This is a genomic window from Variovorax robiniae (assembly GCF_037889955.1).
Taxonomy (GTDB): Bacteria; Pseudomonadota; Gammaproteobacteria; order Burkholderiales; family Burkholderiaceae_C; genus Variovorax; species Variovorax robiniae.
The window spans coordinates 118690-137248 of sequence record NZ_JBBKZS010000001.1; the positions used below are offsets into that span (position 1 = coordinate 118690).

An 18559-nucleotide genomic window follows, 5' to 3' on the forward strand; every position below is an offset into this window, starting at 1 on the left:
CCTGTGGCGAGGGTCTGTGGGTCAACCATCGTTTCACAATTCGCGCCGCCATGGCGAGAGGGATATCGCTGGTTCTGTCATGTCGGCGTCAGCCGCCGGCTGTGCTCCCTCGCCCCTCCGGGGAGACGGCCGGGGTGAGGGGCAACCCCCGCGCCAGCCGCCCCACGGACCTCTGCGGATGCACCCACATCAACCCGACCAGGCCGCCCACCGCCAGCAGCGCACCGCTCAGCGCAAAGCCGTGTTCATAGCCCGACGCGACGTCGCCGCTGCTGCTCTGGATCAGGCTGCCGGTGATCACCGGCGAGAGCACGCCCGCCACCGATGCGATCGAGTTGAGGATCGCCAGCATCGCGCCGCGCTGGGCGTCAGGCGACACCGCGCCGACCATCGCCGGCGCCAGCGAGAACATCACGCCGGTGATGCCGCCGCCCGCGGAGAGCAGGATGACCTTCGCCACCACCGGCATCGGCAACAGCACCACCGCTACGATCATCAGGCTGCCTACGATCAGCGCCACGCTCGACAGGACGGCCCGGCCCTTGCGTGCCGTCACGCCACGCGCCAGCAGACGTTGCGACCACCACGACAGCCCGAGGCTGCACACCATGTTGACCAGCGTCAGCATCGCGAACAGCCGCCCGGCCGTGAGGCCGTCGAAGCCCAAGCCCTTCTGCAGGTAGGCCGGGAACCAGGTCAGCGTCAGCGCCAGCCCCCAGTACGCCATGAAGTTCATGACCAGCACGCCCACGACGGTGGGATCGCTCAGCAGCACGCGGTAGGGCAGCCTGCGGGCCGATCCGGTCGTGGCACTTGCGCCGCCAGCGGTCGTGGCATCGTCCACCACGCGACCTTCGGCACCAAAGACCAGCCACACCAGCACCCACACGCCGCCCGCGATGGCCATCACCAGGAAGTTGGCACGCCAGCCCCAATGCACCGTGATCAGCGGAATCAGCACGCCCGCCATCAGCACGCCGATGGCCGCACCCTGGTTGACCACCGAGGCCGGCAACGCCCGCTTGCTGTCCGGGAACCACTTGTAGCAGGCGTGGTAGGCGACCGGCGCGGCCGGCCCTTCGCCGATGCCGAGCAACACCCGCGACAGCACGAACATCGCGATCGACGAGGACAGGATGATCGGCAGTTGCGCGATGCTCCAGGTCGCCGCCATCACCAGCAGCATCCACTTCGCGCTGACCCGGTTGGCGATGAAGCCGCCGATCACGCCCGAGGCCGAGAACAGCCAGAAGAAGCTGCCCGCGATCCAGCCAAACTCGGTGGGCGACAACTTCAGCTCGGCCATCATCGGCACCGCGACCAGGCCGATGACGACCTTGTCGATGAAGTTGATCAGCATGAACAGCGCGAGCAGCACCGTGATGAACCAGGCCCGGGCGGGCTGGTAGTTGTCGTTGTTGTTGGCGGGCATCGGCTGGATTGTGGCGGTGCCAGCGCGCGCGCGGATGAGGGCTAATTCGGGGGGACACCATGGCCGTCGGTCGGGCCGGCGATCTTCGGGTCGCTGCTGGAGGTGCCTCGCGCCTGGGGCGCTGTCCGTGTGTACTGCGCTGGCGGGCGCTACGCGCGGCGCCCGTGCTTCAGGCTTGCCGCGCGGCTTCCTCGCGCGAGCGACGGGCTTCGTAGGTCTTCAGATGGGCATAAGCAATGCGCAGCATCGAGCGGTCGCTTTCGCCCGGAACGCCCCGGCCCAGCAGGTCACCGAGGATGTGGTCCGCTTCCGTCGGCGCGCCGCGCTCGATGTCCTTGAGCATCGACGCCGTGATCGGCGAGCCCGCGGCGCTGACCATCGCGCGCCCGCGCTCCACTGCAGCGGCACTCGGCGCGAAGCCGTTGTGCGCCGCGATGGCCCGGCATTCCTCGAACAAGGCCAGACCCAGGTCCGCCGCACCCGCGCTGTCGATGTCGCCGATGCTCGAGCGCATCAGGGTCGTGATGCCGGCCATCGAGGAGATGAAGACCCATTTTTCCCACATCGCCTGCATGATGTTGTCGCTGGCGGTGCTGGTGAAGTTGGCCGGATCAAAGGCCGCCGCGATCGCATCGACACGTGCCGAGCGCCCGCCGCCGAGTTCACCGAAGGTCAGGCCGTGCATGTCGTTGAGGTGCAGCACGTTGCCTGCCTCGTCCAGCGCTGCAGAGATCAGGCACAGCCCGCCCAGCACCCGCTCGCGGCCGAAGCGTTCGGACAGCACGTCCAGGTGCTGCAGGCCGTTGAGCAGCGGCAGCACCGCCGTGTTCGGCCCGACTGCCGCGGCGAAGGAATCGATGGTGTGCGCAAGGTCGTAGGCCTTGCAGGCGACGATGACCACGTCGAAGGGCTCCGCGATGTCGTCCGACAGCACATGCGGCGGGGAGGGTAGGTGCGCATTGCCCGCCGGGCTCTTGATGCACAGGCCGTTGGCTGCGAGCTGTGCCGCACGCCGTGGCCGCAGCAGGAAGGTCACGTCCTGCCCTGCCTGCAACAGCCGCCCGCCAAAGTACCCGCCGAGCGCGCCGGCGCCCACCACCAAGAATCTCATCTCGTTTGCTCCTCGGGCATTTGGTTGCCCGAGCTCGGTTTTAGTCGATTGCCGGGAAGGCCGCAGGCGGGCGCGGACAATGACCGGTCATGGACTCAGGGCGCAATGCGCAACGAAAAAAAGCCTGCACGTTTCCGTGCAGGCTTTCTTGCTCGAAGCGTTGGAAGGCTCAGGCAGCGATGGCCGCGCGATCCTGGTTGGCCGCAGCACCAACAGCGATCTGGATGTCCGACCGCGCCGAAGCCAGCGCTGCATTCTTCGCCGCATCGCCCATGCCCAGGCCTTCAGCCCGCACAAAGCGCACGTCGGTGATCCCGAAGAAGCCGAAGATCACCTTGAGGTAGCTCTCCTGGTGTTCCATCGACTGGCCGCCTTCGCTGGTCGAGTACACGCCGCCGCGGCTCGAGGCCACGATCACGGTCTTGCCGCCGGCCAGCCCGACCGGGCCCTTGTCGGTGTACTTGAAGGTGCGGCCGATCTGCGCGAGGCGGTCGATCCAGGCTTTCAGTTGCGTCGGGATGCTGAAGTTGTAGAACGGCGCGCCGATGACGATCACGTCCGACGCGAGGAACTGGCTCACCAGGCGTTCCGACACGGCGTTCTCGAAGCGCTGGGCTTCGGTCGGCGCGGCTTGCGGGCCGGTCTTGATGGCGATCGCGTCGGCGCTGAAGTGGTTGGGGGTGTCCACGGCCAGGTCGAGGTACTCGACGGTGGCTTGCGGGTTGGCCTTGCGCCATTCGCCGACGATCTCGGCCGACAGCAGACGGGAAACGGAATTCGTGCCCAGAACACTGGAATCAACGTGCAGCAGTTTCATGATCTATCGCTCTCTTTCAGTAAGTGAGCCGGCAAACGCGTCGGCATGGAGAGAAGTCTAGATTTGTGGCGATTGATTGATAAGTAGCTGAAAATGGCTTACATCGTTCCAAATTCAGGACAATAAACATGCTAGACCTCAATGACATGGTCTATTTCGCCGAGGTGGCGGAGCGCGGCGGCTTTGCCGCGGCGGGGCGGGCGCTGGGGATTCCCAAGTCGCGGCTGTCCCGGCGCGTGGCGGAACTGGAGGCGCAGCTCGGCGTGCAGCTCCTGCAGCGCAGCACCCGCAGCCTGTCTCTCACGCCGGCCGGCGAGCTGTACCTGCGCCACTGCGCCGCCATGCGTGACGCGGCGCAGGCGGCCGGCGAGGCGGTGGCCCAGGTCCAGACCGAGCCGCGCGGCACCATCCGCATCAGCTGCCCGGTGACGCTGGCGCACAGCAGCCTCGGGCCCTTGCTGCCAGTCTTCATGAGCCGCTATCCGGCGGTGCGCGTGGAGATGATGGTGATCAACCGCCCGGTGGACCCGGTCGAGGAGGGCGTCGACATCGCGCTGCGTGTGCGGCCGCAGATCGAGAACAGCGCGACGCTGGTGGCCAAGAACTTCGGCGTGAGCCGCGGCGTGCTCGTGGCCAGCGCGGATCTGGTGCGGCGCAAGGGGCCGATCGAGAAGCCCGAGGACCTCGCGCGCCTCGACACGGTCGCGATGTCGGCGAGCGGCGACGGCCGCCAGAGCTGGCACCTCGAAGGGCCGGATGGCGCGACCTACGTTCATCACCATTCGCCGCGCTACGTCGCGGACGACCTGGCCACGCTGGTGTTTGCCGTGGTCGGCGGCACCGGCGCGTCGGTACTGCCCGACTACATGTGCCTGCCCGACATCCGCAGCGGCAAGCTGGTCGCGCTGCTGCCGGGCTGGGGCCCGCCGCCGGGCATCTGCCATGCGATGTTCCCGGCGCGGCGCGCGCTGGTGCCGGCGGTACGAAAGTTGATCGACTTCCTGGCGGAGAACCTCGATGGCGCGGAGCCGCATCAAGTGGTGACGTGAAGGTGTAGGCAAGGACAAGGCGGCCTCGTCGTTTACGGCCGATGAGCGACTTGGACGAACGTCAGCTTCTGTCGATACGGCAGGACTGCAATGGGCCCGTTGCTGCCTTCAGCATTTGAAAGCCGAGCGACCGCAATGCGCGGCGGAGCGGTCGCCGCTGCTGACTCGGCCCAACGGACGTGCTCGGCCAAAGGCCAGCGACGACTCAAGGTCAATCACTCTTCGACGGCGGTACTCCAGAAGGCGTTGGCGGCCTTCCCCAAGAGTTCGTTGTCGCGATAGAGCCTGATTTCCAGCGGAACGGCCCACTCGTTGCTCGCCGCGGCTACCAAGCGCCCTTGGTCGATGTCGTCCTCGACCAGCGTCTGCGGCAGCCATGCGATGCCCCTGCCGTCGAGCGCCATCGTCCTGAGGACCGAGGCGAGGTGCGCGGTGAAGACGACTTGGACCTGCAGCGATTCAAGCCTGCGCCCGAGCACGCCTCGCACGATGCGTCCCAGCCCCGATTCCTCGGTGTACTGGAGCACCGGGACCGCGCCGCGCCCGGCCTGCAGTTGGTGGCGTGCACCGCCTCCTTCTTTTAGCGCCGACACCGGGATCAGCACGTCCTCGCCGATCCGGGCCGAACTGTAGGGCTCCACATCCAGCACACCCTGCGCCTTAGCGTGTGCATGGCTCAACACGAACTGCACCTTGCCCTGCAGCATCAGTGCTTCGCAACGTTCCAGCACATCGGATCTCAATTGCACTGGGCCGAGCGTCGTGTGCGATTCGAGGCTGCGCAACCAGCGCGGCAGGAAGGTGAAGGACAGCGCGTGCGTGGCGGCGATGCGCAAGGTGACCGAACTGGCCTCCGCGATCTTTTTTGCGTCGCCTGGCACTCGCGCCACCTTGGCGTTCAATTCCTTGGCAACCCCGGCGAACCACTCACCGACCTCGGTAAGCGTGGCGGGCTGGGAGCTGCGGTCGAAAAGGTCGGCGCCGATCCACTCCTCCAGCGCGCGAATGCGCCGGCTGAAAGCGGGTTGGGAGCTATGACGATCCTCCGCAGCACGCGAAAAGTTCCCCGTAGCCGCCAGCGCCAGGAAGTCGTCAAGCCAGATCAGATTCATGTGCGGTTCGTCCAGCGCATAGAAGTTGAGAAATTGAACATTGGCCGAAAAATGCGGCAACGCCGACCATTCAGTCTCCCATTTCAACCCACCTGGAGACAACCATGAAGATCGTCGAAATCCGCGAAAAAACCATCCCCATCAGCTCGCCCATCCGCAACGCCTACATCGACTTCAGCAAGATGACGCTGAGCTTGGTCGCGGTGATCACCGATGTGATCCGCGACGGCAAGCCGGTGGTCGGCTACGGCTTTAACTCGAACGGCCGCTACGGCCAGGGCAAGCTGATGCGCGAGCGTTTCATCCCGCGCATCATGGAAGCAGATCCGTCGTCCCTCATCGACGACAGCGGCAGCAACCTCGATCCGCACAAGATCTGGAACACCATGTTCACCAACGAGAAGCCCGGCGGCCACGGCGAGCGCTCGGTGGCCATCGGCACCATCGACATGGCTGTGTGGGACGCAGTCGCAAAGATCGAAGTCAAGCCGCTGTTTCAGTTGCTGGCCGACCGCTACGGCAACGGCACGCCCAACCGCAAGATCTTCGTCTACGCCGCCGGCGGTTACTACTACCCGGGCCAGGACCACAACAAGCTCAAGGACGAGATGCGCAGCTACATCGACCGCGGCTACACGGTCGTGAAGAAGAAGATCGGCGGCGCCTCGCTCGACGAAGACCTTCGCCGCATCGACTCGATCATGGAAGTGCTGCAAGACGGCCAGAAGCTGTGCGTGGATGCCAACGGCCGCTTCGACTTGGAGACCGCCATCGCCTATGCCAAGGCGCTCTCGCAATACGACCTGTTCTGGTACGAGGAGCCGGGCGATCCGCTCGACTTCGAGTTGCAGGCGGCCCTGCGCAACTTCTACAAGAACCCGATGGCCACCGGCGAGGACCTGTTCTCGATGCAGGACGCGCGCAACCTGATCCGCTATGGTGGCATGCGCCCGGACCGCGACTGGCTGCAGTTCGACTGCGCGCTGAGCTACGGCCTGGTCGAGTACCTGAAGACGTTGGACATGCTCAAGGAACACGGCTGGTCGGCCAGCCGCTGCATCCCGCACGGCGGCCACCAGATGTCGCTGAACATCGCCGCGGGCCTGGGCCTCGGCGGCAACGAGTCGTACCCGGACCTGTTCCAGCCCTTCGGCGGCTTCCCCGATGGCGTGAAGGTCGAGAACAGCTATGTGACGCTGCCCGACCTGCCTGGCATCGGCTTCGAGGGCAAGGCGGATCTGTATCGCGAGATGCAGGCGCTGTCGGCCTGACGCCCGGCAACCCAAGGAGACAAGAACATGATCAATCCTTGGCGCTGCGGCGCCGGTATCGCCATGCTCGCGGCGACCACGATGGCCTGCGCGGAATTCCCCGACAAGCCGGTCACGCTCGTCGTGCCTTTCGCGGCCGGCGGCCCGAGCGACAAGATTGCCAGGGACTTGGCAGAGGCGCTTCGCAAGCCCCTCGGCCAGACCGTGATCGTGGACAACGCCGGCGGAGCGGGCGGCACGATCGGCTCGGCGAAGGTGGCACGGGCCACGCCGGATGGTTACACGCTGCTGGTGCATCACATCGGCATGGCGACGGCACCGGCGCTGTACCGCAAGCTGGCCTACAAGGTGCCGGATGACTTCGAGACGCTGGGGCTCATCAACGAGGCGCCCTCCGTTCTCATCGGCAAGCCGACGCTGGCAGCCAAGAACTTCGGCGAGTTGCGTCAGTGGATCGCATCGAATGGCGGCAAGGTGAACCTCGCCAATGCGGGGCTGGGTTCAGCGTCGCACCTGTGCGGCTTGATGTTCCAGAGCGCGCTGAAGACCAGCATGACGCCCGTGCCGTACAAGGGCACCGCCCCGGCGATGACGGACCTCATCGGCGGGCAGGTCGATGTGATGTGCGAACAGGCCACCAATGCGGTGCCGCAGATCGAGGGCAAGAAGGTAAAGGTCTACGGCGTGACCAGCTTGCAACGGCTTTCGTTGCCCGCGCTCAAGGATGCGCCCACCTTGTCTGAAGCCGGGCTGAAAGACTTCAACGTCCAAGTCTGGCACGGCTTATACGCGCCGCGCGGCACGCCGCCTGCGGTACTGGCCAAGCTCAATGCGGCGTTGCGTGTCGCATTGAAAGACCCCGACCTGATCAAGCGGGAAGAGGCGCTTGGCCTGACCGTGGTCACCGACGAACGTCTCGACCCTGCCGGCCACAGGAAATACCTCGAAGCCGAAAAGACGCGCTGGTCGAAGGTGATCAAGGACGCAGGCGAATACGCCGACTGAAGCGACGAAAAGACAGCGCGCCGGTAGAGCGCGCGTCTCTCCATCCAGACGGCATGGCAGGCGGACAGACCTTGCCTGCGCCGACGACCGCGCCGTCGGCATCCATGAGGCGCGCGCTGCGCTTCATACCTTTCCGGTCGAAATATTTAAGCATCGGTGGACCTGCCGTGGACGGCATGCGCCAACTCAAGGAGACAACATGACCCCCACTTCTTCCAAATCCGCGAAAGTGCCACTCCTTCGCCGGTTGTATATCCAGGTCCTCATCGGGATTCTGATTGGCGTGGCGCTCGGCCACTTCTATCCCACCGTGGGCGCCGACATGAAGCCGCTCGGCGACGGGTTCATCAAGCTCATCAAGATGTTGCTGGCCCCGGTGATCTTCGGAACCATCGTGGTCGGCATTGCCCGCATGGGCGACCTGAAAGAAGTCGGCAAGGTGGGGGCCAAGGCGCTTCTCTACTTTGAAGTGCTTTCGACCATCGCCCTGGTGGTCGGCCTGCTCGTGGTGAACATCCTCAAGCCAGGCGTCGGCATGAATGTCGATGCCGCGACGCTCGACGGCAAGGCCATCTCGGCCTATACCAGCGCCGCGGAAACCCAGCATGCCGGGGCCGTTGATTTCATCATGAACGTCATCCCGCGGACGATCGTCGGATCCTTTGCGGACGGCAACGTCCTTCAGATCATCTTCTTTGCCGTCCTGCTTGGCGCGGCACTGTCGAAGATGGGGCCACGTGCCAAGCCCTTCATCGACATGATCGACCTGTTCCTCAACGGCTTGTTCGGCATCGTCAAGATGGTGATGGTGCTGGCACCTATCGGTGCATTTGGCGCGATTGCATTCACGATCGGCAAGTACGGCGTGGGCTCGCTGGCTTCCTACGGCAAGCTGATCATCGCCGTGTATGGCACCTGTGTGCTGTTCATCGTCGTGGTGCTTGGCACGGTGGCGCGAATCTGCCGGATCTCGATCTTCTCCTACCTGCGCTACATCCGGGACGAGTTGCTCATCACCTTCGGCACGGCATCGACTGAATCGGTGCTGCCCCAGATGATGTCCAAGCTGGAACGCGCCGGCTGCGAGAAGACGGTCGTCGGCATGGTGCTGCCTGCGGGCTATACCTTCAACCCCGACGGCACTGCGATCTACCTGACGATCGGCGCCATCTTCGTGGCGCAGGCCACCAACACCGAGCTCAGTTGGATGCAACAACTGGTCATCCTGGGCGTGCTCATGCTGACATCGAAGGGGTCTGCGGGCGTAGCTGGTGCCGGCTTCGTGACGCTGGCAGCCACCCTGGGCAGCATGCACACGATTCCGGTCGCAGGACTCGTACTGCTGCTCGGCGTGGATCGCTTCCTCAATGAGGCGCGCGCCATCACCAACCTGGTCGGCAATGGGCTGGCAACGATCGCCGTCGCGAAGTGGGAGGGTGCATTCGACGAGGCCCGGTGGCGTGAAGTCACCGGCGACAAGACGCCATTGCCCAGGAACGCCAAGCCACCCAGGATCGCCCGTGTGGCCCCGCCGGAGCCCGACGCCGGCATGACGGGCGACCATCACGCAGCCTGACCCGCAACCCCCACTCATTCACGCCATGTCCACCTCCGACAACGCCGCCTTCCGGCAAGCCGCGCTCGACTACCACGCCCAGGCCCCCGCCGGGAAGCTCGCCATCAGCGCCACCAAGCCGCTGTTCAACCAGCGCGACCTGTCGCTGGCCTACTCGCCCGGGGTGGCCGCGCCCTGCGAGGAGATCGTTCGCGACCCTGCCGCCGCCTTCAAGTACACCGCACGCGGCAACCTCGTGGCTGTCATCTCCAACGGCACGGCCGTCCTGGGTCTTGGTGACATCGGAGCCCTCGCGTCCAAGCCGGTCATGGAAGGCAAGGCCGTGCTCTTCAAGAAGTTCGCCGGCGTCGATGTGTTCGACATCGAGATCGACGAAAAGGACCCTGCGAAGCTCGTCGAGGTCATCGCCGCGCTGGAACCTACCTTCGGCGCCATCAATCTCGAGGACATCAAGGCCCCGGATTGCTTCTACGTCGAACGCGAGCTGCGCAAGCGCATGAAGATTCCGGTATTCCACGATGACCAGCATGGAACGGCCATCACGGTGGCGGCCGCCATCCTGAACGCGCTGAAGGTGGCTGGGAAGCGCATCGAGGAGGTCAAGCTCGTGACCTCGGGCGCCGGAGCCGCGGCATTGGCCTGCCTGAACCTGCTGCTCAAGGTCGGCCTCAAGCGCGAGAACGTTTTCGCGACCGACCTCGCCGGGGTGGTCTACGAAGGCCGCGAAGAGCTGATGGACGACGACAAGCGCCAGTACATGCAGAAGACCGACATGCGCAAGCTGTCGCAGGTCATTGACGGCGCCGACGTATTCCTCGGCCTATCGGCAAGTGGCGTGCTCAAGCCCGCGATGGTGGCGACGATGGCCACCAATCCAGTGATCTTTGCGTTGGCCAACCCGAACCCCGAGATCTCGCCGGAGGACGCGCGGTCGGTGCGCGACGACGTCATCATGGCCACCGGGCGTGCGGACTACCCGAACCAGGTCAACAACGTCCTGTGCTTTCCGTACATCTTCCGCGGCGCGCTCGATGCAGGCGCGACCACGATCACCGACGAGATGGAGATCGCAGCGGTGCGCGCCATTGCCGACTTGGCGCAGGCCGAGCAGAGCGAGCGGGTCGCCGCGGCCTATGCCGGTGAAAAGCTCAGCTTCGGCCGCGACTACCTGATCCCCAAGCCCTTCGACCCCCGCCTCATGACACGCATCGCGCCGGCCGTGGCGCAGGCGGCGGCTGACAGCGGCGTGGCCATGCGGCCGATCACCGACATGGATGCCTACCGCGCCAAGCTGGAAAGCTTCGTCTACGCATCGGGAACCACCATGAAGCCGATCTTCGACGCGGCCCGGCGTGCGTTGAACAAGCGCGTGGCCTTCTGCGAGGGCGAAGAGGAGCGGGTGCTTCGTGCGGCGCAAGTGGTCGTCGATGAAGGCATTGCCCGACCGACGCTGATCGGTCGCCCGGCCGTCATCGCACAGCGCATCGAGAAGTTCGGTTTGCGCCTGAAGGAAGAGCTGGATTACGACATCGTCAACGTCGAGCAGGACCATCGCTATCGCGCGTTCTGGCAAGCCTATCACCGCATGGGCGAGCGCCAGGGCGTGACGATGCAAACGGCGAAGATTGAAATGCGCCGGCGACTCACTCTTATCGGTGCGATGCTGCTGCACACCGGCGATGTCGATGGGATGATCTGCGGCACGTGGGGCACGACCCAATTGCACCTCCCGTACATCGACCAGGTCATCGGCAAGCGACCGGGCGGCGCAGAGAGCACGGCGCAGGATGTGCCGATCTATGCCTGCATGAACGGTTTGCTGTTGCCGGATCGACAAGTGTTCCTTGTCGATACCCATGTCAACTACGACCCGACGCCTGAGGAATTGACGGAGATCACGGCGTTGGCGGCCGAGGAGATGCTGCGCTTTGGCATCAAGCCCAAAGTGGCACTGCTGTCGCACTCCAACTTTGGGACGAGCAATCTGCCGACGGCCCTAAAGATGCGCAAGACGTTGGAGTTGCTGCGCAAGCAGGCACCGTGGCTCGAAGTTGACGGCGAGATGCACGGCGACGCGGCACTCGACGGTAAGCAGCGCGCCGCCGTGATGCCGCGCAGCGCGCTGGAAGGCGACGCCAACCTTTTGGTGTTCCCCAATCTCGACGCCGCGAACATCGCCTACAACCTGCTCAAGACAGCGGCCGGCGGCAACATCGCCATCGGCCCGGTGCTGCTGGGTACCGCAAAGCCGGTGCATATCCTGACGCCGAGCGCGACGGTGCGGCGCATCGTCAACATGACGGCGCTCACGGTCGCGGATGCCAACGCAGCAAGGTCAGACGAGATCCCGTTGTCTTGTTTTCAAGAGGTCGTCGTGAACGAGGAGCTTGTGGGCTGACATGGCAGCTTTCGATCGTTGACCGGACATAGCACCAGGGGGCGGGAGCGGCCGCTCATGGCCGATAGCCGAAGCCTTGAACCGCCTCGGCACCTCGCTACGAAATTGTCGCACCTTGAATACGTGCTCAGGCTTCGGTCGCGCTCGCGTCTTCACCGACCGGCAGGTGGATCAACCCGGTGTGGAAGTTGTACTCGAAGGCCTCGCCGTAGCGCCCCCATTCGATTGCAGTTCGCAGCACGCGCTCTGCAACCGGCGCATCCAGGCTGTCGCGCAGCAAGGCCAGGAACGGTTCCTCGGGCAGTTCGCCGGAGGGCGCCTGTTCCAGGCTGTGCCGGATGTGCGCAGCCAGCGGCACATGGGCCAGCAACTGTTGCCCGAACAGCTGCTGCCGCAGCGTGTGCGTTCCCGCGACATAACGCCTGCCCAGCTCCGTCAGGTGCAGGTCGGCATCGGCCAGTTGCGCGAAGCCGAGCAGTGCCAGCGCCTGCGTCAGCGGCAGCAGTTCGTGGTCGGTCAGTTCGGCTTCCTCGGCCAGTTGCGGCAGGTCCGCGCGGCCGTCTCGGCCATCGTCGACCAGCATCTCCAGCAGCGCCTCCATGCGGCCGACATCCGCATCCGGCAGGCGGTCGCCGAGGTGCATGACGACCGGCTCGTCGCGCGGGCGCCCGGCAGCCGGTGCGCGCTCGGTCATCAGCGAATAGACCTCGTCGATCAGCGCGCGCACTTCCAGGCTGTCGGGATCGCGCGGCCGCGGCAGGTGGATCGGCAGCTCGGCGCGAACGCGGCCGGGGTCGCTTGCGAAAATCAGCACGCGGTCGGCCATCAGCACCGCTTCCTCGATGTTGTGCGAGACGATCAGCATCGCCTTGGTCGGCATCTCGCCGCTGCCCCACAACTCCAGGATGTCGTCGCGCAGGCGCTCGCCGGTGAGCACGTCCAGGGCCGAGAAGGCCTCGTCCATCAGCAGCACCTCGGGCTCCACGACCAGGGCGCGTGCAATGCCCACGCGCTGGCGCATGCCGCCCGACAACTCGCGCGGCAACGCACCCTCGAAGCCCGCCAGGCCGATCAGCTCGATGGCCGCCTCGGCACGGCGCGCCCGCTCGGCCGGCGCCACGCCGCGCGCCTCCAGGCCCAGCTCGACGTTCTGCTGCACGTTGAGCCACGGGAACAGCGCAAAGGACTGGAACACCATCGCGATGCCGCGCGCCGGCCCGTACAGCGGCTGGCCGCGGTAGCGCACCGTGCCGCCGTCCACGCTGATGAGCCCCGCCAGGATCCGCAGCAAGGTCGACTTGCCCGAGCCCGACTGGCCCAGCAGTGCGACGATCTCGCCCTCGGCCAAGCGCAGGTCCACGCCCTCCAGCACCGAGCGCGCCGCGCCGTCCGAGGCGCGAAAGGACTTCCCCACGTCCTTCAGTTCAACAATGGCTTCGGCCATATCGCGTCCTTAGAAATGCATCCGGTTCTCGGCCAGGTCATAGAGCCGGCGCCAGACGAAATGATTCATGCCCATGACGAACACGCACATCACGCCGATCCCCAGCGCGATGCGCGGGAAGTCGCCGATGGCCGTCATCTCGGCGATGTAGCTGCCGAGCCCGGCCGCCTTCAGCGTGGTGTCGCCCCAGGTCACGTATTCGGCCACGATGCTCGCGTTCCATGAGCCGCCGCTGGCCGTGATTGCGCCGGTGACGAAGCTCGGGAACACCGCCGGCAGCAGGTAGCGCCGCCACATCAGCCAGCCCTTGAGGCCGAGGTTCTGCGCCGCGTAGCGCAGTTCGGTCGGCACGCTCGACGCGCCCGCGATCACGTTGAAGAGCAGATACCACTGCGTGCCCAGCACCATCAGCGGCGCCAGCCAGATGTTCGGGTTCAGTTGCCAGCGCACGATGAACAGCACTGCCACCGGGAACATCAGGTTCGCCGGAAAGGCCGCCATGAACTGCGCCACGCCTTGCAGCCGCCCAGCCCATCGCGGGTTCATGCCGATCCAGACGCCAATCGGCACCCACACCAGCGCCGCCAGCGCAATGAGCACCAGCACGCGCACCATCGTGTAGAGCCCCAGCACGAAGACATGCCCGACCTCGCGCCAGCCGACTTCCGTGTGGATGAAGCGCGCGAGCCACAGCACCGCAACCAGCACGGCCGCCGCAATGGTCGCGTCCCACACACGCATGGCCGTGGCATTGGGCGGCTGCGGCCGCGCCTTGATCGACGTGCCGTCATGGTCGCGTCGGAACAGCGCCACCGAGCGATCCAGCAGGCCGGTCACCCGATGCACCGCATGCTTGATGCGATCGGTGCGGCGCAGCCAGGTCAGCAGCCAGGAGTTCGGGGTGTCCTCGCTGCCGCCTTCCTCGAACTTGAACCGGTCGGCCCAGGCGATCAGCGGGCGGAAGAACAACTGGTCGTACAGCGTGATGCCGATCAGCATGCCCAGGATCGCCCAGCCGATCGCACCCATGTCGCGCGCCTCGATCGCCATCGCGATGTAGGAGCCCACGCCGGGCAGCTTGATGTTCTGGTTCGACACCGAGATCGCCTCCGACGCCACCACGAAGAACCAGCCGCCCGACATCGACATCATCATGTTCCACAGCAGCCCCGGCATCGCGAAGGGCAGCTCCAGCCGCCAGAAGCGCTGCCAGCCCGAGAGCTGGAACACCTTCGCCGCCTCGCCCAGTTCCGCAGGCACCGTTCGCAGCGACTGGTAGAGGCTGAAGGCCATGTTCCAGGCCTGCGAGGTGAAGATCGCGAAGATCGCCGCGCATTCCACACCGAGCAGGTTGCCCGGGAAGAGGGCGATGAAGCCCGTCACCGTGATCGAGAGGAAGCCCAGGATCGGGATCGACTGCAGGATGTCCAGCAGCGGCACCAGCACCTTCTCGGTGGCGCGGTACTTGGTCGCCAGCACCGCGAAGACGCAACTGAACACCAGCGACGCGCCCAGCGCCAGGAACATGCGCAAGGTGGTGCGCAGCAGGTAGTAGGGCAGCATCCACGGGTCGAGGCTGATCGGCAGCGTCTCGCCCAGTTCGTAGGGCCGCGCCATCTGCGAGCCACCCCAGGCGAGCGCGAACAGCAGCGCCAGCACCAGCGGCAGCAGGGCCCAGTCCCAGCGGTTGCCGCCGGATGCGACGACCTGGCGGGGAAAGAATCTCTTGTCGAACATCGGTGCGGACACGGATAAAGCGAACTGACCCGGTCCGCGAAAGGCGCCGATTGTGCCGATGGCGCCCGTCGCGAACCTGACTCCTTATGCGTTATTGGCCATATTCTTACAAGTAGATATTCGTTTGTTATCTGTAGAAGGCCCCGGACAATCGGCCGCTCGCCCTCCAACCGACCCCATGACTGTCCCATCCACCGGCGCTTTTGCCGCCGAAACCGTGCCTGCTGCCCTGTGACGACCCGACTCATCATCGTCCCCGGCTGGCGCGATTCTGGCCCTGGCCACTGGCAGAGCCTGTGGGCGGAGCAATTGCAGGGCGCCGAACGGGTGACGCAGGACGACTGGGTCGCGCCGACGCGTCGTGCCTGGGTCGGCAGCCTGGAAAAACTCATCCTTTCGCGCCTCGAGCCGGTCGTGATTGCCGCGCACAGCCTGGGCTGCATCGCGGTCGCGCACCTGGGCCCGGAGGCGGCCGCACGGGTTGCCGGCGCGCTGCTCGTCGCGCCCGCGGACCCGGAACGCCGCTCCGTCCTGCACGATTTCGCCCCGGTACCCTACGCCCCCTTGCCCTACCGCAGCATCGTCGTCGCCAGCAGTAACGACCCCTTCTGCCCGGTTCGCCTGGCGGGAGCGTATGCCCGTGCCTGGGGCAGCGAATTCGTCCGCATGCAGAATGCGGGCCACATCAACATCGACTCCGGTCACGGCGACTGGCCCTTGGGCCTCGCCTTGCTGCAGTCGCTGACCGACACGCCGGGCCAACGTCCGGCGCTGCGGGACTCCATTGAAACTTCGACCTCTCCATGACCTCTCCGATCAAGTCCTCCAAGTTCCTGCTCGCCAGCCTCGCGCTGTTCGCCAGTGTCGCCAGCTACGCCCAGAGCAACACGCTGCTCAACGCGTCCTATGACGTGGCCCGCGAGTTCTACAAGGACTACAACACCGCCTTCGTCGCCCACTACAAGAAGACCACCGGCAAGGACGTGAAGATCGACCAGTCGCACGGCGGCTCCAGCGCCCAGGCGCGCGCCGTGGCCGACGGCCTCGATGCCGACGTGGTGACCATGAACACCTCCACCGACGTGGAATTCCTCGCCGAGAAAGGCGTGGTCGCCAAGGACTGGGCCAAGAAGTTCCCCGACAACGCATCGCCCACCACCTCCACCATGCTGATGCTGGTGCGCAACGGCAATCCCAAGGGCATCAAGGACTGGGACGACCTCATCAAGCCCGGCGTGCAAGTCGTCATCGTCAACCCCAAGACCGGCGGCAACGGCCGCTATGCCTACCTGGCCGCCTGGGGCTACGTGAAGAAGAAGGGCGGCACCGACGCGCAAGCGGCCGAGTTCGTCAGCAAGCTGTTCAAGAACGTGCCGATCCTGGCGCGCGGCGGCCGTGACGCGACCACTGCCTTCCTGCAACGAAACATCGGCGATGCGCTGATCACCTTCGAGTCGGAAGTGGTGTCCATCGACCGCGAATTCGGCGCCGGCAAGGTTGATTCGGTCTATCCGTCGATCAGCATCGTGGCAGAGAACCCGGTCGCCGTGGTCGAGCGCACCACCGCCAAGAAGGGCACCGGCGAACTCGCCAAGGCCTACCTCGACTACCTCTATTCCGACGAAGCGCAGGAAATCGCGGCCAAGCATGCGCTGCGCCCGCGCTCGCAAGCCGTGCTCAAGAAGTACGCCGCGACCTTCAAGCCGGTGCAGCTGTTCACCGTGCAGGAACTCTTCGGCAGCCTGGGTGAAGCGCAGAAGGTGCACTTCAACGATGGCGGCCAGTTCGACAAGCTCTACGTCCCCGGCGCAAAGTAAGCCATGAGCGGTGCTGTTTCATCGGCGCTGCCTTCACCGGCAGCGCCGCTTTCGCTTGCCGGCGCCCCACGGGCGTCGCGCCGCGTGCTGCCCGGCTTCAACCTCACGCTCGGCTACACGATCCTCTACCTGAGCCTGATCGTGCTGCTGCCGCTGTCGGCGCTGGTGTTCAAGACTTTCACGCTGAGCTGGGAGCAGTTCTGGGCGGCGGTGAGCGCGCCGCGCGTGGTGCATTCGTACAAGCTGACCTTTGGTGCGTCGCTGATTGCGGCGCTGGTCAACCTGGTGTTCGGGCTGTTGGTGGCCTGGGTGCTGGTCCGCTACAAGTTTCCGGGCAAGCGGATCGTGGATGCACTGGTGGATCTGCCTTTTGCGTTGCCGACCGCCGTGGCGGGCATTTCGCTGACGGCGCTGTTGGCCGGCAATGGCTGGGTCGGGCAGTACCTGGAACCGCATGGGATCAAGCTGGCCTTCACACCGGCCGGCATCGTGATCGCGCTGATCTTCATCGGGCTGCCTTTCGTGGTGCGCACGGTGCAACCGGTGTTGGAAGACACTGAGAAGGAACTGGAAGAAGCCGCGACCTCGCTGGGCGCCACGCGCTTCCAGACCTTCACCAAGGTGATCCTGCCCTCGATCACGCCGGCGCTGCTGACCGGCTTCGCGATGGCCTTCGCCCGCGCGATCGGTGAATACGGCTCGGTGATCTTCATCGCCGGCAACATGCCGATGGTGTCCGAGATCACACCGCTGATCATCATCGGCAAGCTGGAGCAGTACGACTACGCGGGCGCGACGGCGGTCGCCTTGATGATGTTGCTGTTCTCGTTCGTGCTGCTGCTGGTGATCAACGGCTTGCAGGCCTGGCAGCGCCGACGGTCGACGGGAGCGATGGCATGAGCGCGCCGGCCAAAGTCATTCGGCGAGCCAATGCCGGGACCACGGAATCGGCATGGGTGCGTTGGACGCTGATCACCATCGCGTTGCTGTTCATGCTGCTGTTCCTCGTGCTGCCGCTGGCGGCCGTGGCAGCGGAAGCCTTGCGCAAGGGCTTCGGGGCCTACCTCGAGGCGCTGCGCGAGCCCGATGCCTGGAGCGCCATTGAACTGACACTCATCACGGCCGCGATCGCAGTGCCATTGAACCTGGTGTTCGGCGTCGCCGCAGCCTGGGCCATCGCCAAGTACGAGTTCAAGGGCAAGGCCTTCCTGACGACGCTGGTGGACCTGCCATTCGCCGTGTCGCCGGTGGTCGCCGGCCTGATCTATGTGCTGGTGTTCGGCGCACAGGGGTGGCTCGGGCCATGGTTGTCGGAGCACAACATCAAGATCATCTTCGCCGTGCCGGGCATCGTTCTCGCGACGGTGTTCGTGACCTTCCCGTTCATCGCGCGCGAACTGATCCCGCTGATGCAGGCACAGGGCAGCGACGAGGAACAGGCGGCGATCGTGCTCGGCGCGACCGGCTGGCAGACCTTCTGGCGCGTGACGCTGCCGAACATCAAGTGGGGCCTGCTCTACGGCGTGATCCTTTGCAATGCGCGGGCGATGGGCGAGTTCGGCGCGGTGTCGGTGGTGTCGGGGCATATCCGCGGCCAGACCAACACGATTCCGCTGCATGTGGAAGTGCTCTACAACGAATACCAGTCGGTGGCGGCTTTCGCCTGCGCTTCGCTGCTGGCGATCCTGGCGCTGGTCACGCTGGTCATCAAATCGGTGATCGAGTGGCGGCATGAGCGGGAGATGAAGGCGATTGCGGAGCTGCCGCCGGAGAGGCCGACGGTTGGCTGA

At 65.4% G+C, this 18559-nt stretch carries 14 protein-coding genes and 1 pseudogene; 9 read left to right on the top strand and 6 right to left on the bottom strand.

Features of this window, described 5'->3' with window-relative positions:
- Positions 1–88: 88 nt before the first annotated feature.
- The 3 genes from WKW79_RS00490 to WKW79_RS00500 form a co-directional block, all read right to left on the bottom strand.
- The gene (locus WKW79_RS00490) at positions 89–1432 is read right to left on the bottom strand and encodes an MFS transporter (RefSeq protein ID WP_340333136.1); all 1344 of its coding nucleotides are present in this window, start codon (positions 1430–1432) and stop codon (positions 89–91) included.
- A 169-nt stretch (positions 1433–1601) separates the two neighbouring features.
- On the bottom strand, positions 1602–2543 hold the full coding sequence (gene panE / locus WKW79_RS00495; RefSeq protein ID WP_340333137.1) for a 2-dehydropantoate 2-reductase: 942 nt from the start codon (positions 2541–2543) through the stop codon (positions 1602–1604).
- A 169-nt stretch (positions 2544–2712) separates the two neighbouring features.
- On the bottom strand, positions 2713–3360 hold the full coding sequence (locus WKW79_RS00500; protein ID WP_340333138.1) for an FMN-dependent NADH-azoreductase: 648 nt from the start codon (positions 3358–3360) through the stop codon (positions 2713–2715).
- A gap of 128 nt (positions 3361–3488) precedes the next feature.
- On the opposite strand from WKW79_RS00500, the gene WKW79_RS00505 reads away from it, so the two are divergent.
- Positions 3489–4409, top strand: coding sequence for a LysR family transcriptional regulator (locus WKW79_RS00505; protein WP_340333139.1), 921 nt, complete (start codon positions 3489–3491; stop codon positions 4407–4409).
- A 215-nt stretch (positions 4410–4624) separates the two neighbouring features.
- Here the strand turns inward: WKW79_RS00505 and WKW79_RS00510 are convergent, their stop codons facing one another.
- The gene (locus WKW79_RS00510; protein WP_422823802.1) at positions 4625–5521 is read right to left on the bottom strand and encodes a LysR substrate-binding domain-containing protein; all 897 of its coding nucleotides are present in this window, start codon (positions 5519–5521) and stop codon (positions 4625–4627) included.
- A gap of 104 nt (positions 5522–5625) precedes the next feature.
- Here WKW79_RS00510 and WKW79_RS00515 point away from each other — a divergent pair, with 104 nt between their 5' ends.
- The 4 genes and pseudogenes from WKW79_RS00515 to WKW79_RS00530 form a co-directional block, all read left to right on the top strand.
- Complete coding sequence (locus tag WKW79_RS00515) at positions 5626–6792, top strand: mandelate racemase/muconate lactonizing enzyme family protein (protein ID WP_340333141.1); 1167 nt, start codon at positions 5626–5628, stop codon at positions 6790–6792.
- Positions 6793–6819: 27 nt separating this feature from the next.
- Positions 6820–7797, top strand: coding sequence for a tripartite tricarboxylate transporter substrate-binding protein (locus tag WKW79_RS00520; RefSeq protein ID WP_340333142.1), 978 nt, complete (start codon positions 6820–6822; stop codon positions 7795–7797).
- A gap of 199 nt (positions 7798–7996) precedes the next feature.
- Positions 7997–9373: a dicarboxylate/amino acid:cation symporter gene (locus tag WKW79_RS00525; protein ID WP_340333143.1), complete on the top strand. Its 1377-nt coding sequence runs from the start codon at positions 7997–7999 to the stop codon at positions 9371–9373.
- Between the two features lie 25 nt (positions 9374–9398).
- Positions 9399–11708, top strand: a pseudogene (locus WKW79_RS00530) (NADP-dependent malic enzyme); the annotation flags it as partial.
- A 190-nt stretch (positions 11709–11898) separates the two neighbouring features.
- On the opposite strand, the gene WKW79_RS00535 reads toward WKW79_RS00530, so the two are convergent.
- Both WKW79_RS00535 and WKW79_RS00540 read right to left on the bottom strand, forming a co-directional pair.
- The gene (locus WKW79_RS00535; protein ID WP_340333145.1) at positions 11899–13215 is read right to left on the bottom strand and encodes an ABC transporter ATP-binding protein; all 1317 of its coding nucleotides are present in this window, start codon (positions 13213–13215) and stop codon (positions 11899–11901) included.
- Between the two features lie 9 nt (positions 13216–13224).
- On the bottom strand, positions 13225–14952 hold the full coding sequence (locus WKW79_RS00540; RefSeq protein WP_340333146.1) for an ABC transporter permease: 1728 nt from the start codon (positions 14950–14952) through the stop codon (positions 13225–13227).
- A 231-nt stretch (positions 14953–15183) separates the two neighbouring features.
- Here WKW79_RS00540 and WKW79_RS00545 point away from each other — a divergent pair, with 231 nt between their 5' ends.
- The 4 genes from WKW79_RS00545 to cysW are packed head-to-tail and all read left to right on the top strand — an operon-like array spanning position 15184 to position 18559.
- Positions 15184–15759, top strand: a complete 576-nt coding sequence (locus WKW79_RS00545; protein ID WP_340333147.1) for an RBBP9/YdeN family alpha/beta hydrolase — start codon at positions 15184–15186, stop codon at positions 15757–15759.
- Positions 15756–16769, top strand: coding sequence for a sulfate ABC transporter substrate-binding protein (locus tag WKW79_RS00550; RefSeq protein ID WP_340333148.1), 1014 nt, complete (start codon positions 15756–15758; stop codon positions 16767–16769). The genes WKW79_RS00545 and WKW79_RS00550 overlap by 4 nt, the downstream gene beginning before the upstream one ends.
- Before the next feature lie 3 nt (positions 16770–16772).
- Positions 16773–17669, top strand: a complete 897-nt coding sequence (gene cysT / locus WKW79_RS00555) for a sulfate ABC transporter permease subunit CysT (RefSeq protein ID WP_340333149.1) — start codon at positions 16773–16775, stop codon at positions 17667–17669.
- Positions 17666–18559, top strand: coding sequence for a sulfate ABC transporter permease subunit CysW (cysW, locus tag WKW79_RS00560; protein ID WP_340333150.1), 894 nt, complete (start codon positions 17666–17668; stop codon positions 18557–18559). Before cysT ends, cysW begins: the two co-directional genes overlap by 4 nt.

What these genes read in the sequence shown, in the direction of transcription:
- WKW79_RS00535 (WP_340333145.1), bottom strand. Translation starts at nt 13,215, where the DNA reads ATGGCCGAAGCCATTGTTGAACTGAAGGACGTGGGGAAGTCCTTTCGC.
- panE (WP_340333137.1), bottom strand. Translation starts at nt 2,543, where the DNA reads ATGAGATTCTTGGTGGTGGGCGCCGGCGCGCTCGGCGGGTACTTTGGC.
- WKW79_RS00525 (WP_340333143.1), top strand. Translation starts at nt 7,997, where the DNA reads ATGACCCCCACTTCTTCCAAATCCGCGAAAGTGCCACTCCTTCGCCGG.
- WKW79_RS00540 (WP_340333146.1), bottom strand. Translation starts at nt 14,952, where the DNA reads ATGTTCGACAAGAGATTCTTTCCCCGCCAGGTCGTCGCATCCGGCGGC.
- WKW79_RS00550 (WP_340333148.1), top strand. Translation starts at nt 15,756, where the DNA reads ATGACCTCTCCGATCAAGTCCTCCAAGTTCCTGCTCGCCAGCCTCGCG.
- WKW79_RS00520 (WP_340333142.1), top strand. Translation starts at nt 6,820, where the DNA reads ATGATCAATCCTTGGCGCTGCGGCGCCGGTATCGCCATGCTCGCGGCG.
- cysT (WP_340333149.1), top strand. Translation starts at nt 16,773, where the DNA reads ATGAGCGGTGCTGTTTCATCGGCGCTGCCTTCACCGGCAGCGCCGCTT.
- WKW79_RS00490 (WP_340333136.1), bottom strand. Translation starts at nt 1,432, where the DNA reads ATGCCCGCCAACAACAACGACAACTACCAGCCCGCCCGGGCCTGGTTC.
- cysW (WP_340333150.1), top strand. Translation starts at nt 17,666, where the DNA reads ATGAGCGCGCCGGCCAAAGTCATTCGGCGAGCCAATGCCGGGACCACG.
- WKW79_RS00500 (WP_340333138.1), bottom strand. Translation starts at nt 3,360, where the DNA reads ATGAAACTGCTGCACGTTGATTCCAGTGTTCTGGGCACGAATTCCGTT.
- WKW79_RS00510 (WP_422823802.1), bottom strand. Translation starts at nt 5,521, where the DNA reads ATGAATCTGATCTGGCTTGACGACTTCCTGGCGCTGGCGGCTACGGGG.
- WKW79_RS00515 (WP_340333141.1), top strand. Translation starts at nt 5,626, where the DNA reads ATGAAGATCGTCGAAATCCGCGAAAAAACCATCCCCATCAGCTCGCCC.
- WKW79_RS00505 (WP_340333139.1), top strand. Translation starts at nt 3,489, where the DNA reads ATGCTAGACCTCAATGACATGGTCTATTTCGCCGAGGTGGCGGAGCGC.